Source organism: Rhizobium sp. Root1334 (assembly GCF_001426665.1).
Classification (GTDB): Bacteria; Pseudomonadota; Alphaproteobacteria; order Rhizobiales; family Rhizobiaceae; genus Pararhizobium.
This window is the reverse complement of sequence record NZ_LMEY01000012.1, coordinates 305418-319282: the sequence shown is the minus strand read 5'-3', so window position 1 is coordinate 319282 and position 13865 is coordinate 305418. Positions and strand designations below refer to the sequence as shown.

The 13865-nt window shown below is 58.1% G+C and carries 11 protein-coding genes; 4 read left to right on the top strand and 7 right to left on the bottom strand.

What is annotated here, in order from left to right; translation table 11 throughout:
* A complete protein-coding gene (locus tag ASD36_RS15625; RefSeq protein ID WP_060505393.1) occupies positions 1-666 on the bottom strand; it encodes a DsbA family oxidoreductase in 666 nt (221 codons plus the stop codon).
* Between the two features lie 99 nt (positions 667-765).
* Positions 766-2580: an extracellular solute-binding protein gene (locus ASD36_RS15620; RefSeq protein ID WP_060505394.1), complete on the bottom strand. Its 1815-nt coding sequence runs from the start codon at positions 2578-2580 to the stop codon at positions 766-768.
* Positions 2581-2864: 284 nt separating this feature from the next.
* Between ASD36_RS15620 and ASD36_RS15615 the strand changes: the two genes are divergently transcribed.
* On the top strand, positions 2865-3503 hold the full coding sequence (locus ASD36_RS15615) for an invasion associated locus B family protein (protein ID WP_060505395.1): 639 nt from the start codon (positions 2865-2867) through the stop codon (positions 3501-3503).
* Positions 3504-3590: 87 nt separating this feature from the next.
* Here ASD36_RS15615 and hspQ read toward each other — a convergent pair whose 3' ends face one another.
* Positions 3591-3920 (bottom strand): heat shock protein HspQ, encoded by a 330-nt coding sequence (gene hspQ / locus ASD36_RS15610; protein WP_060505632.1) that lies wholly within the window; start codon positions 3918-3920, stop codon positions 3591-3593.
* 188 nt (positions 3921-4108) lie between these two features.
* Here hspQ and ASD36_RS15605 point away from each other — a divergent pair, with 188 nt between their 5' ends.
* A complete protein-coding gene (locus ASD36_RS15605; RefSeq protein ID WP_060505396.1) occupies positions 4109-5140 on the top strand; it encodes a hypothetical protein in 1032 nt (343 codons plus the stop codon).
* Between the two features lie 44 nt (positions 5141-5184).
* Positions 5185-6222: a TAXI family TRAP transporter solute-binding subunit gene (locus ASD36_RS15600; protein WP_060505397.1), complete on the top strand. Its 1038-nt coding sequence runs from the start codon at positions 5185-5187 to the stop codon at positions 6220-6222.
* A 100-nt stretch (positions 6223-6322) separates the two neighbouring features.
* Here ASD36_RS15600 and glnA read toward each other — a convergent pair whose 3' ends face one another.
* Complete coding sequence (glnA, locus tag ASD36_RS15595; protein WP_060505398.1) at positions 6323-7732, bottom strand: type I glutamate--ammonia ligase; 1410 nt, start codon at positions 7730-7732, stop codon at positions 6323-6325.
* Between the two features lie 60 nt (positions 7733-7792).
* A complete protein-coding gene (locus tag ASD36_RS15590; protein WP_018324798.1) occupies positions 7793-8131 on the bottom strand; it encodes a P-II family nitrogen regulator in 339 nt (112 codons plus the stop codon).
* A gap of 336 nt (positions 8132-8467) precedes the next feature.
* On the opposite strand from ASD36_RS15590, the gene ASD36_RS15585 reads away from it, so the two are divergent.
* Positions 8468-9952 (top strand): bifunctional ADP-dependent NAD(P)H-hydrate dehydratase/NAD(P)H-hydrate epimerase, encoded by a 1485-nt coding sequence (locus tag ASD36_RS15585; RefSeq protein WP_060505399.1) that lies wholly within the window; start codon positions 8468-8470, stop codon positions 9950-9952.
* Here the strand turns inward: ASD36_RS15585 and ASD36_RS15580 are convergent, their stop codons facing one another.
* Together ASD36_RS15580 and uvrA are read right to left on the bottom strand one after the other, a co-directional pair.
* Positions 9953-10756: a DUF72 domain-containing protein gene (locus ASD36_RS15580; RefSeq protein ID WP_060505400.1), complete on the bottom strand. Its 804-nt coding sequence runs from the start codon at positions 10754-10756 to the stop codon at positions 9953-9955.
* Between the two features lie 23 nt (positions 10757-10779).
* Positions 10780-13701: an excinuclease ABC subunit UvrA gene (uvrA, locus tag ASD36_RS15575; protein WP_060505401.1), complete on the bottom strand. Its 2922-nt coding sequence runs from the start codon at positions 13699-13701 to the stop codon at positions 10780-10782.
* Between the last annotated feature and the right edge of the window lie 164 nt (positions 13702-13865).

The window sequence follows — 13865 nt, the reverse complement described above, 5'->3', positions numbered from 1 at the left end:
TCAATTGATCTGCGACGTGTCCTTCATCTTGGCGACGTCACGCAGTGCATCCTCCAGAACTTCGACCGACTGTGCGCCCATGACGGCATATTTACTGTCGATGATGAAACAGGGAACGCCGGTGACGCCCATGCCGCGGGCCATATCGATTTCCTCGGAAACCGCGTCCTTGTCCGCATCCGACGCAAGCAGTGCGGCAATCACTGTGCGGTCGAGGCCGGCCTCGGTTGCAATGTCCAGCAATACCGCGTGATCGCCGATGTTGCGGCCCTCTTCGAAATTCGCCTTGAACAATAAGGTGGCAACTTCGCTCTGGGTGTCGCCGCCTTCGGTCAGTGCCCATCGGATCAGGCGGTGGGCATCAAGCGTATTGGGGCTGATCTTCACGGCATCAAAATTGAAGGCGATTCCGTCCTGTTCACCAAGGCCGGCCAGCATTTCATGGGCGCGATCCACCGCTGCCTGCCCGCCAAGCTTTTCGGCAAGATGGATCTTGTGATCGACGCCTTCCTGCGGCAGATCCGGATTGAGCTGGTACGGCCGCCAGTTAACCGTGACGAGGACATCGCCGGCGACATTCGCGATCGCCTGATCGAGCCGCGCCTTGCCAAGATAGCACCAGGGGCAGACGACGTCCGAGACGACGTCGATATTGACATGGTTCATGCACTTGCTCCTTGCGCGGAATATCGTTGAACAGCGACATAGGCGCAGCGTTTTGCGCTTTCAATGCGTTACCAAAAGTATACCGCCGCCAATTCCACGTTACTGCACAGTTTCGTCAAACCATGCCGGCAACTGGTAGCCATAGAGTGGTACGATACTCGGACGGCCAATCCGCTTTTCACGCGCCACCCATTGCGAGCCGACATGGTAGAGCGGCACCAGATAGAAGTTGGAAACCAACAGGCGATCATGTGCTCGCACGGCTGCCGTAAAATCTTCGACGCTGACGGCGCGCAGGATATGGTCGACCAGCGTATCGACATCCTTATCGGCGACACCGGCAAAATTCGAGCTGCCCTGCTGGTCGCGTGACTGCGATCCCCAATAGGTGACCTGCTCGATGCCCGGAGAGAGCGATGAGGGGAACGATTTCATGATGATATCGTAGTCGAAGGACTGGGTGCGCTGCTGATACTGCGAATCATCGACCGTACGCACGGATGCGGCAATCCCAAGTGCTGCGAGCGAACGCTGATAGGTCAGCGCCAGTTTTTCCTGGCCCTCGTTCTGGGTCATGATCTCGAAGGCGAGCGGTATGCCCTGCGCGCTGAGCATCTTGCCATCCTTGATACCGTAGCCTGCTTCACGCAGCAGCGTCACGGCTTCACGCAACACATTGCGGTCGCGGCCCGAGGCATCGGTCACGGGCAGGCGGTATGTGCCATCGAGGACCGATGGGTTGATGCGGTTTCGTATGTCGCCCAAAAGGCCCAGTTCACGGCTATCGGCAGCAACACCGAGATAGGAAAGTCCCGAGTTCTGCCAGAAGCTTTGCGTGCGGGTATAGGCTCCGTCAAAGAGATTCTTGTTTGCCCATTCGAAATCAAAGACCAATGCCAGGCCCTGACGCAGTTTCGGGTTTTCGAACATCGACCGGCGTGTGTTGAAGACGAAACCGAGCATGCCGGACGGGGTCTTCGGCGTGAACGTGTCCTTGATGACCTTGCCGGACTGGACGGCCGGGAAATTGTAGCTGCGCGCCCATTTTGTTGGGCTGCCTTCCGGATAAATGTCGATCTCACCCTTTTTGAAGGCCTCGAATAGCGAATTATCCTGCAGGAAATATTCGACGGAAATCTCGTCGTAATTATCGAAACCGATCTTTGCCGGCAGATCCTTTGCCCAATAATCAGGATTGCGCTTGTAGACGATCCGCTCTCCGGGTTTCACCTCGGCTACACGATAGGGGCCGGAGCCGAGCGGGAACTTGAGCGAGGTCTGATCAAATGTCGCAACGTCAATCGCATGTTTTGGCAGGATCGGTGTCATGGCGATCAAAAGCGGGAATTCGCGGTCGGCTTTGTCGTTGAATGTAAAGCGGACGCTGCGCTCGCCGATTTTCTCGACCTTGTCGACCTTTGCAAGCCGCGTGCTGAACGGGACGCGCCCCTTGTCGCGAAACAGTTCGAACGTGAAGATGACATCCTCTGGCGTCACCGGCTGTCCATCGGCCCATTTCGCCTTCGGATTGAGATTGAACTGGATAAATGTGCGGTCGTCATCCCACTCCACTGTCTCGGCCAGCAGCCCGTAGAGCGAAAAGGCTTCGTCTCGCGAGCGTTGCATCAGCGAATCATAGACGAGGTTACCGTATTCCGGGTCGAGCATGCCGCGCGCTGTGGTGCGCATGCTCTTCAGAATGAACGGGTTGAGACTGTCGAACGTACCAACCACGCCGTAGGAGACGCGGCCACCCTTCTTGACGTCCGGCTTGACGTAAGGGAAGTTCTTGAAATCGGCGGGCAGGGCGGGTTGGCCGTGCATGGCGATGCCGTGAACCGGCTCTGCCTGTGCAGCTACACCGGTGCCAAGCGTGGCTAGCACCGAAATCAAACCCAAAAATAATGCGCGCAAAGCCCGCCTCCTGCTGTCGTCATCTCGTGAATCACGGCAAATTAACACGTTGATCAGCATTTCCAACCAACCGATACTTTAAAAGCCGATACCGGCCCAAGGACGGAATGCAAAAAAATGGCGGAGAGGCTGGATATCCGTCGCCGCTCGCTGTAACAGGTGTTCCCGGAGACGAGGGTCATGCAATTGCCTCATTTGCCCAACAGGAGAGCGGGCAGCTGACCATTGATCACGAGCGTCTTTAAGACCGCTCAGACACCGGAATTCAGGAGACGGGTATCATTATGATCTTCAAGTCGAACTTCACCAAAAAGGCTGCTTTGTCGGCATTTGCCGGCGCAGTTGCTGTTGCCGCGATGCCGGCCGCGTCTTTTGCACAGCAGGCTGCTGCCGGCGCCGCCCGCCCGCCGCAGGGCTGGTTCAAGGTCTGCACCAAGCAGGAAGACAATGATGTCTGCATCGTGCAGAATCTGTTGACGGCCAGCAATGGTCAGCTGATTACTGCCGTCGGCCTGATCAGCGTTCAGGGCAAGGTCAACCGCAAGGTTCTGCAGGTGTCGGTTCCATCCGCACGCCTGATCCCGCCGGGCATCCAGATGCAGATCGACGGTGGCAAGGGCGCCAAGCTCGACTACGCTATCTGCATGCCTGACAAGTGCGTTGCCGAAGTGCCCCTCAGCGATGCCGTTCTGGCCAGCCTGAAGAAGGGCGGCGAAGTCGTGTTCACGTCGGTTAACTTCCAGCGTGCGCCGAATCCGATCAAGATTTCGCTCGGTGGCTTCACCGGCGTTTTCGACGGCGAGCCGATCGAACAGTCCAAGCTCGAAGAGCGCCAGCGCCTGCTGCAGGAAGAAATGCAGAAGAAGGCTGAAGACGCCCGCAAGAAGTTGGAAGACGCCCAGAAGGCTGCCACCGCAAACTGATTGCCTGTGCCATCAAACAAAAAGCCGCCGCGACAATCTCGCGGCGGCTTTTTGTTTTTCAGGCAAAGCCTTACCGGATGGCTTACCTCAGTGCTGGACAACCGCTTTCGGCTTGTACTGGCCGACAGTCTCCGGATCGAAAAATGCGTTCACTTGGGAATGACGCAAGGGCTTTCCGCTCTCGTCCGAAATGAGGTTCTGTTCGGAGACATAGGCAACGTATTCCGTTTCCTCATTCTCGGCGAGCAGGTGGTAAAACGGCTGATCCCTGGTCGGGCGGACTTCAGCGGGAATTGAATTCCACCATTCCTCGGTGTTGGCATATTCCGGATCGACATCGAAAATGACGCCACGGAATGGAAACACGCGATGGCGAACAACCTGTCCAATCTGAAATTTTGCGTCTCTTTGTTTCATCATGTTAGGTTCCTTTCGCTGTAGTATGTGGTGGTTTTTCCTCAAACATCAAGTGTTACGCTCAGACGTGGCGCGGGCGCTAAACGTCATGGATAGACGCAAGGCGGCGTCGCCGCGCGCCGTTGCTTGCCTCTCCGGGAAAATCATCGTACCTCAAACAAGAGGAGTTCTTCGGTGGCGGATAAAGCATGAGCAATCAGTGGGGTAGGGACCAACAGGCGACACGCGGCCGCGGCTCGTCCGGCCTCGTCTTGCCGGCTGTACTTTGCGTGGCGCTGATTGCTGCCGGTGGCTATTTCTGGTTTGCCCGGCAGGCGATGCAAACCGAAATTGCCGCGTTGAAGACCAGCACGGCCTCACTCACAACCGAACTCGCCGAAGTCACGGCGCAGCGAGACAAGGCGAACAACGACCTCGTCAATTTCAAAAAGAATTCCGGGAACTGGGCCGAGGAGTTGGAAAAAGACTATGCCGAGCTGAAACTGAACGAGGTTCCGAAGCTCACCCGGCTGCTGGACAAGCGCGATGCGGATATTTCGGCGCTTGAAAAACTGCTTTTAACCGAAAAGACCGCGTCCAAATCTGCCTCCGATGATTTTACGGCGACGATTGCCGGGCTGAACGCGCAGTTGAGCGCAGCCAGGGATGATCTTACCGACGCCAGAACGCAGGCGCAAAATCTTGGCGCCGACAAACTTGCCCTGAACAATCAGCTAAACAGCTTGAAGGCGGGTCTCGAAAAGGCAACGGCCAATGCGATAGCAGCGCAAAAAGCATTGGACCAGAAGGTGACGGAAGCCGGGAAACAACCTTCGGCACTCAAGTCGCCGCTTGAACTTGCCCGCGACGCGCAGATCAAGACGCTGGAACAGAGCCTTGGCGAAGAACGCCGCAAAGTTGAGGCGCTGCAAAAGCAACTCGAAGCCGCAGCCGGAATGACTGCCGAAACGCCATCCAATGCGCCTGTGACCGGCAAGCCTGTGCCGGAGACTGGTCAGCCGGCCCCAAGCGTCGAATTGGTGCCGCGTGACCGGTTGATGGTGGACAACATCATTGGCACGACGCGCGGCATGGGTTTCCTAGATGACGAGAAGAAGCAGCGGCTGAAAAACCAGCTGGTATCAGGGGCTTGTGTTACGGATGCGCTGGAGAGCGTCTTTGACAAGGTGCCGCTGGTCCTGATGCGCAACCTGATGCGTGATTTCAAGAGTGATTGCTGACAACCGGTATCCGCCAGCTTGGCGGTCGCCTTACGGGGAGAAACATGATGTTCCGACAGGCTTTTGTGGCCGCGACGATGCTGACAGCGCTCGCGCTTACTCCGGTATCGGCAGCCGAGTTCGAAAAGAACATCATGACCGGCGGGCCGCAGGGTACCTACATCCAGATCGGGCGCGATATTGCAGCCCTCGGCAAGTCCTGCAGCCTGACACTCAACGTCAAGGAATCGGCTGGATCGCTCGAGAATTTCGTCGGCGTGCGCAACAGCAGGAATACCCAGTTCGGCATCGTCCAGAGCGATGTGCTTGAATATCTGAAAACATTCGAGGCCGATGACCCGGAAGTGCAGCAAGCCGTTCGTGGCGTCCGCATCATGTATCCGCTCTACAATGAGGAAATCCATGTTCTCGCCCGCACAGATGTCAAGGACATGGGCGATCTGGCGGGCAAGAAAGTGGCCGTCGGCGTCAAGGACAGCGGCACATTTCTGACGTCCTCGCTGGTTCTCGACATCCTGCAGGTGAAGACCGGAGAGCGGGTGCCGCTCAATCCGGACGCAGCCCTGCCAAAACTTCTCGCTGGTGAGATCGATGCCTTCTTCTACGTCGCCGGCGCACCGGCAGCGCTGTTCAAGAACAATCCGATCGACGGCGCGAAATTCCATCTCGTGCCGATTACCGAAGCGCCGCTTCTGGCGACCTACACACCGTCGCGGATCGACGGTGGAACCTATGCTTTCCAGAAGGAACCGGTCGAGCTGATCGCGGTCAAGGCCGTGATGATGACCTATGATTACGACGTCAAGCGCAACGCCTATCAGCGCGAAAGCTGCAAGGCGGTCTCGGAGTTCTCCAACCTTATCCTCAACAATCTCGACAAGCTGCAGGCGAGCGGCCATCCGAAATGGAAGGATGCCGATCTGACGGCGCTGCCGCCCGGCTGGCAGGTCGGCGTCTGCGTCAAGGCCGGCATGGCGCTCGACTACAAGCCTGCATGCAAGGCGCCAGCGGCAGCAGAACAAGCGCAGGACGGCAACGAGGAATATCTCAATCTGCTGAAACAGCGGCTGAAAAAACAATAACCTGGTCAAAAATCCAAGAACAAAAAAGCCGGATTCTCGCGAATCCGGCTTTTTACATTGATCGTCCGGACCCACCAAAGGCGGGACCGTAATCCGGCTGTTAGGCCGAGTAGTACATGTCGAATTCGACCGGGTGCGGGGTCATTTCGTAGCGCATGACTTCGACCATCTTCAGTTCGATGTAGGAATCGATCTGGTCATCATCGAAGACGCCACCGGCGGTCAGGTACTTGCGATCCTTGTCCAGGCTTTCCAGTGCCTCGCGCAACGAAGCGCAGACGGTCGGGATCTTCTTCAGTTCCTTCGGCGGCAGGTCATAGAGATCCTTGTCCATCGCCTTGCCAGGATGGATCTTGTTCTTGATGCCATCGAGACCGGCCATCAGCATGGCGGCGAAACCGAGATAGGGGTTGCCCAGCGGATCGGGGAAGCGGATTTCGACGCGCTTGGACTTCGGACCCGTGCCGAATGGAATGCGGCAAGAAGCCGAGCGGTTGCGGGCCGAGTACGCCAGCAGAACCGGGGCTTCGTAGCCCGGAACGAGACGCTTGTAGGAGTTGGTCGTCGGGTTGGTGAAGGCGTTGATCGACTTGGCATGCTTGATGATGCCGCCGATGAAGAACAGGCAGCTCTCCGACAGGCCGGCATATTCATCGCCGGCGAACTGCGGCTTTGAGTCCTTCCAGATCGACAGGTGGACGTGCATGCCCGAACCGTTATCGCCGAAGATGGGCTTGGGCATGAAGGTTGCCGTCTTACCATAGGCATTGGCGACCTGGTGGACGACGTACTTGTAGATCTGCACCTTGTCGGCGCTGCGAACGAGCGTGTCGAACTTCACGCCGAGTTCATGCTGGGCGGCCGCTACTTCGTGATGCTGCTTTTCGACGGTGACGCCCATCTCGGTGAGCACCGTCAGCATTTCGGAGCGCATGTCCTGGCACGAATCGACCGGCGGAACCGGGAAGTAGCCGCCCTTGACGCGCGGGCGATGGCCGAGGTTGCCGGTCTCGTAATCGGTATCGTCGTTCGACGGCAGCTCGGATGAGTCGAGCTTGAAGCCGGTATTGTACGGATCGGCCTTGTATTTGACGTCGTCGAAGACGAAGAATTCGGGTTCAGGGCCTGCATAGACGGTGTCGCCGATGCCGGATGCCTTCAGGTAAGCTTCGGCCTTCTTGGCAATGCCGCGCGGATCGCGGTTATAGGCTTCGCCGGAGACCGGGTCGAGAATGTCGCAGACGATAACCATCGTCGATTGCGCAAAGAAGGGATCCATGTGGACGGTCGCCGGATCCGGCATCAGCACCATGTCGGACTCGTTGATGGCCTTCCAGCCGCCGATCGACGAGCCGTCGAACATGACGCCATCGGCGAACATGTCTTCGTCGACACAGCCGATGTCCATGGTCAGATGATGCAGCTTGCCCTTCGGATCGGTGAAGCGCAGATCAACGAACTTGACGTCGTTTTCCTTGATTTGCTTGAGGATATCACTTGCAGTCGTCATGTTTTGAAAGTCCCTCTTTTGAGATGACGAGGTAGGCCTAAACCGAACCGGTTAGGCGGATTAGATGGCGTCGATGCCGGTTTCGCCGGTACGGATGCGGATGACCTCTTCGATATTGGAGACGAAGATTTTTCCGTCGCCAATACGTCCGGTCTGCGCGGCATTCCGTATGGCCTCGATCACGGCCTCCGCATTTTCGTCAGCCAATACGACTTCAACTTTCACCTTCGGGAGAAAATCAACAACGTATTCTGCCCCACGATAAAGCTCCGTGTGACCCTTCTGGCGCCCAAAGCCTTTGGCTTCGGTGACGGTGATCCCTTGCAGGCCAACTTCCTGAAGGGCTTCCTTCACTTCGTCCAGCTTGAAAGGCTTTATGATCGCTTCGATCTTTTTCATGAGAAAATATCTCTCCGCTTCTCCCGTTATGGCAGGCTTATGCCCGCTCGCCCTCAATATGCATTTTATATGCCAGATATGGCAAATGCGATGCTGTTTCGGGTTAAAACACCCTCAGCTGCGATGATCATATCTCTTTCTCCGGAATAAACAGCGTCATTTGCCTATTTTTTATGAATTTTTCTGCCTGAACGCGCTTTGTCCTCAGGGTGCATTGGCTGTTGCTGCGGAAGCCAGCACAGGTCAGTGCGGATTCTGTGCAAATGCCTAAAAAGTAAACAAAGTAAGATCGCGTTTTAAGCTTGTCGGCTCTTCTGCTTGCGGGCATTTTGAGGCATGTCCTTCGACCGCACAGTATCCATTATCACTCCTACGGAAATGTCCGCGATCGACAGCGATGCGGCAGTATCCGGGATCGACAGTTTTGGATTGATGACATCGGCGGGGCTGGCCGTTTCCGCAGCTGCCCTGCGGCTTTATCCACAGGCGCTGCGGTTTGTCGTTCTCTGCGGGCCTGGCAATAATGGCGGCGATGGTTATATCGCCGCTGCCGCGTTGCAGCGAAGCGGCGCGGAGGTCGCCGTTCACGCATTGGGCTGCAGCGCCCGCCTTACGGGCGATGCAGCCCGCGCCCATGCGCAGTGGGCAAAAAGTGTTGAAACACTTGCGGCCTACCAGCCCGAACCTGGAGATGTTGTCATTGACGCCTTGTTTGGCGCCGGCTTGTCCCGTGCCGTTCCGGATGACGCAGCTTTGGTGATGCAGGCCGTGGGTCGGGCCGGAATTCCCGTTATCGCTGTTGACCTGCCGTCCGGTCTTGATGGCCTCACCGGGCAGGTGCTCGGCGAGAGCTTTCGAGCCGGGCATACCGTCACATTCATGGCGCGAAAGCCGGGGCATCTGCTGTTGCCGGGACGCACATTGTGCGGCAGTCTTGAGGTGTTCGATATCGGCATACCCGAACGTATTCTGCTCAACCATACAAGCGGGCTTTGCGAAAATGGCCCGCATCTCTGGGCCGGACTGGCCCATATCCTTGATCCCTCGGCCCATAAATTCAAGCGTGGCCATCTCGCAATCTTTTCAGGCGGGTCGCTTTCGACCGGGGCGGCACGGCTTTCGGCTGCGGCTGGGTTGAAGGCGGGCGCCGGATTGGTGACGGTGGCGTCCGCCTCTGCAGCGCTCACCGCCAATGCAGTTCATCTGACCGCCGTCATGCTGAAGCAGATCGAGGATGCCGCCGCTCTGTCCGACTGGCTTGCCGACAGGCGTATCAGCGCCTTCGTGCTTGGCCCGGGATTTGGCGATCTGGAGAAGGCGCGGCAATATACTCTAATGCTCTGCGACAGGGCGCTGGTGCTTGATGCCGACGGGATTACCGCGTTCAAGGATGATCCAGCCCCACTTTTCAACGCCTTTTCCGGTGGCGAACCCCGGCTGGTGATGACCCCGCACGAGGGCGAGTTCGCCCGGCTGTTTGCCGATATCGACGCCGACCAGACGCTCTCGAAGATTGATCGTGCCCTCGCGGCTGCGAAACGCAGCCATGCCGTGATTGTCTACAAAGGCGCCGATACGGTCATTGCGGCACCAGACGGCCGCGCCGCAATCAACGCCAATGCGCCTCCGTGGCTGGCGACGGCGGGATCGGGCGATACGCTCGCTGGCATCATCGGCGCACACCTGGCGCAGGGCATGCCGGCCTTTGAAGCGGCCGCCGCTGGCGTCTGGAGACACGGCCAGGCAGGCGCTAAGGCAGGCGAGGGCTTGACTGCAGACGATCTCGCCGCAGCGATCGGGCCGTTGCCGCCAGTCCGCTGATCAGTTCACCCGCTTCTGCAGCGCCTGCGCGCCGTTCGGGGCATTGACCTTGCCCTCGGTGATGAAGAAGGCAAACACGTCGCGCGGCTTCTTTTCCGGCTTGTGGCCGGGATCGGCATGCGCGAGATCACTGACATCGCCGCCTGCTGCCCAGATCTTCAGCCGTTCAGCCCAGAGATCGAGGCGTTTTTCATCATAGCAGGTTTTGACGTCATCGCTGCCGGTCTGAAGACGTGTATAGACGAAATCACTAGTGACGTCGGCGATCATCGGATAGTCGAAATGGTCTGCGCAGACGACAGCAACCTTATGCTTGGCAAGCAAGGCGGTGAATTCCGGCGTGCAGAAAGAATCATGCCGTACTTCCACGACATGTTGCAGCGTCAGGCCGTCCTGCTTCTCCGGTAGCAGCGCTAGAAACGCACCAAAATCATCGGCATCGAATTTCTTGGTTGGCATGAACTGCCAGAGGATCGGTCCGAGATGCGGTCCGAGTTCCGTCAGTCCCTGGCCGAGAAATTTGCCGATCGATTCACCGGCTTCCGCCAGCACCTTCTTGTTGGTGGCAAAGCGGCTGGCTTTCAGCGAGAAGACAAAGTCGTCCGGCACTTCCGACGCCCATTTGGCGAATGTTTCCGGCTTTTGAGAGCCGTAATAGGTGCCGTTGACTTCGATGGCTTTCAGCTGGCTGCTGGCATATTCCAGCTGCCGCTTCTTCGCCAGCGTCTCCGGATAAAACGTTCCTTCCCAAGGATCGAAGGTCCAGCCGCCAATGCCGCAGCGGATTGTGCCTGATGTCGACATGCGCTTTCCTCTCCCCGTATCCCTTATTCCGCCGCCGCCATCTTGCGGATCGGCCGCCGCTCCAGAAGTTCCTTGAGGAAGGCGCCGGTATGGGAGCGCTTCTCCTTGACGATATCTTCTGGCGTACCCGCGGCGATCACTTCGCCGCCACCATCACCGCCTTCCGGACCGAAATCGATCACCCAGTCGGCTGTCTTGATGACTTCGAGATTGTGCTCGATGACAACGACCGAATTGCCCTGGTTGACCAGTTCGTGCAGCACTTCCAGAAGCTTGGCGACGTCATGGAAATGCAGGCCGGTGGTCGGTTCGTCGAGAATGTAGAGCGTGCGGCCCGTCGAACGCTTAGACAGTTCCTTGGCTAGCTTGACGCGCTGTGCCTCGCCGCCCGACAGGGTGTTGGCCTGCTGCCCGACCTTGATATAGCCGAGGCCAACGCCTTGCAGCGCCTGCAGCTTGTCGCGCACGGCGGGAACGGCGGCGAAGAACTCGACGCCCTCCTCGACGGTCATATCGAGCACGTCGGCGATCGACTTGCCCTTGAAATGCACGTCGAGCGTTTCGCGGTTGTAGCGCTTGCCGTGGCAGACGTCGCAGGTGACATAGACATCCGGCAGGAAGTGCATCTCGATCTTGATGACGCCATCGCCCTGACAGGCTTCGCAACGGCCGCCCTTGACGTTGAAGGAGAAGCGGCCCGGCTGATAGCCGCGGGTCTTGGCTTCCGGCAGGCCGGCAAACCAGTCGCGGATTGGCGTGAACGCGCCGGTATAGGTGGCCGGGTTGGAGCGCGGCGTGCGGCCGATCGGCGACTGGTCGATGTCGATGACCTTGTCGATGTGCTCGAACCCGTCGATCCGGTCATGCTCGGCCGGATTTTCGCGCGCACCCATGATGCGGCGGGCGGCTGCCTTGTAGAGCGTTTCGATCAGGAAGGTTGATTTGCCGCCGCCCGACACGCCGGTGACAGCCGTGAACACGCCGAGCGGGATCGACGCCGTGACGTTCTTCAGGTTGTTGGCGCGGGCGCCGACGACCGTGATTTCCTTTTTCTTTTTCAGCTTGCGCCGCTCTGCCGGAACCGCGACCGACAGTTCGCCGGAGAGATATTTCCCGGTCAGCGAGTTCGGATTGGCAAGAACTTCCGGCGGCGTGCCTTGTGCCACCACTTCGCCGCCATGAATACCGGCAGCCGGACCGATATCAACGACATAATCGGCCGTCATGATCGCATCCTCGTCATGCTCGACGACGATCACCGTATTGCCGATATCGCGCAGATGCCGCAGCGTATCGAGCAGGCGGGCGTTGTCGCGCTGGTGCAGGCCGATCGACGGTTCGTCGAGAACATAGAGTACACCAGTCAGGCCGGAGCCGATCTGTGAGGCGAGCCGGATGCGCTGGCTTTCGCCGCCCGACAGGGTGCCGGAATTGCGCGAGAGGCTCAGATATTCCAGCCCGACATCGTTGAGGAAGCGCAGCCGCTCGCGAATTTCCTTTAGGATGCGCACCGCGATCTCGTTCTGCTTGGCGTTCATATGTTCAGGCAGGACGTCGAACCAGTCGCGTGCGACGCGGATTGACATCTGCGTGACTTCGCCGATGTGCAGCTTGTTGATCTTAACGGCGAGTGCTTCGGGCTTCAGGCGGAAACCGTTGCAGGACGGGCAGGGGGCTGCCGACATGTAGCGTTCGATTTCCTCACGTGCCCAGGCGCTGTCGGTCTCCTTCCAGCGCCGCTCCAGATTGGGCACGATGCCTTCGAAATTCTTGGTCGTGTTGTAGGAGCGGGCGCCGTCCTCGTAATGAAAGCTGATCTTCTCCTCGGTGCCCTGTAGGATGGCGTGCTTGGCTTCGTCGGAAAGATCGGTCCATTTGCTCGACAGCTTGAAACCGAAGGCTTTGCCAAGCGCTTCGAGCGTCTGATTGTAATAGGGGGATGACGACTTTGCCCAGGGTGCGATGGCACCGCTCTTCAGCGTCTTGTCGGGTTCCGGGACGATGAGTGCTTCGTCTATCTTCTGCTGGCTACCAAGTCCATCGCAGGTCGGGCAGGCGCCGAACGGATTGTTGAACGAGAACAGCCGCGGCTCGATCTCCGAAATGGTGAAGCCGGATACGGGGCAGGCGAATTTTTCGGAAAACAGCACACGCTCATGCGTTTCGTTGAGCGACTTGTTGGCCGCGCCACCAGCTGCGGTTTCCTCAGGCGGCAGCGGCTTGTCGGCAAATTCGGCAATCGCCAGGCCGTCGGCCAGCGTCAGGCAGGTTTCCAGACTGTCAGCGAGGCGCGTCGTCAGGTCGGGGCGCACGACGACACGGTCGACGACAACGTCGATGTCATGCTTGTATTTCTTGTCGAGCGCCGGTGCCTCGGCGATCTCGTAAAACTGCCCGTCAATCTTGACACGCTGAAACCCCTTCTTCATCAGCTCGGCAAGTTCTTTCTTGTACTCGCCCTTGCGGCCACGCACGATCGGCGCGAGAATATAAAGACGGGTGCCTTCGCCGAAATCGACGACGCGATCGACCATTTGGCTGACTGTCTGGCTTTCGATCGGCAGGCCGGTGGCGGGCGAATAGGGCACGCCGACGCGGGCGAAGAGAAGGCGCATGTAGTCGTAGATTTCGGTGACCGTGCCCACCGTCGAGCGCGGATTGCGCGAGGTGGTCTTCTGCTCGATCGAGATGGCCGGGGACAGGCCGTCGATCTGGTCGACATCCGGCTTCTGCATCATCTCAAGGAACTGGCGGGCATAGGCCGACAGGCTCTCGACATAACGCCGCTGCCCTTCCGCATAGATCGTATCGAAGGCAAGCGACGATTTTCCGGAGCCCGATAGGCCGGTCATGACGATCAGCTTGTTGCGCGGCAAATCGAGGTCGATGCCCTTGAGATTGTGTTCGCGCGCGCCGCGGATGGAAATGGTCTCGAGTTTGCTCATCGTGCCCAGCTTTGTATCTGCATTTGAAAGCTTCTATTTAAGTACGGCACAGCGCATGTCGAGGCGCAATCCGAAAAACAGTCAGCCTTCCCGAGTCGGTTGACAGGATATTACGGATTTATTAGAACAAAGAAAGAACGAATTTTGAAAACTGTTGTGGATGA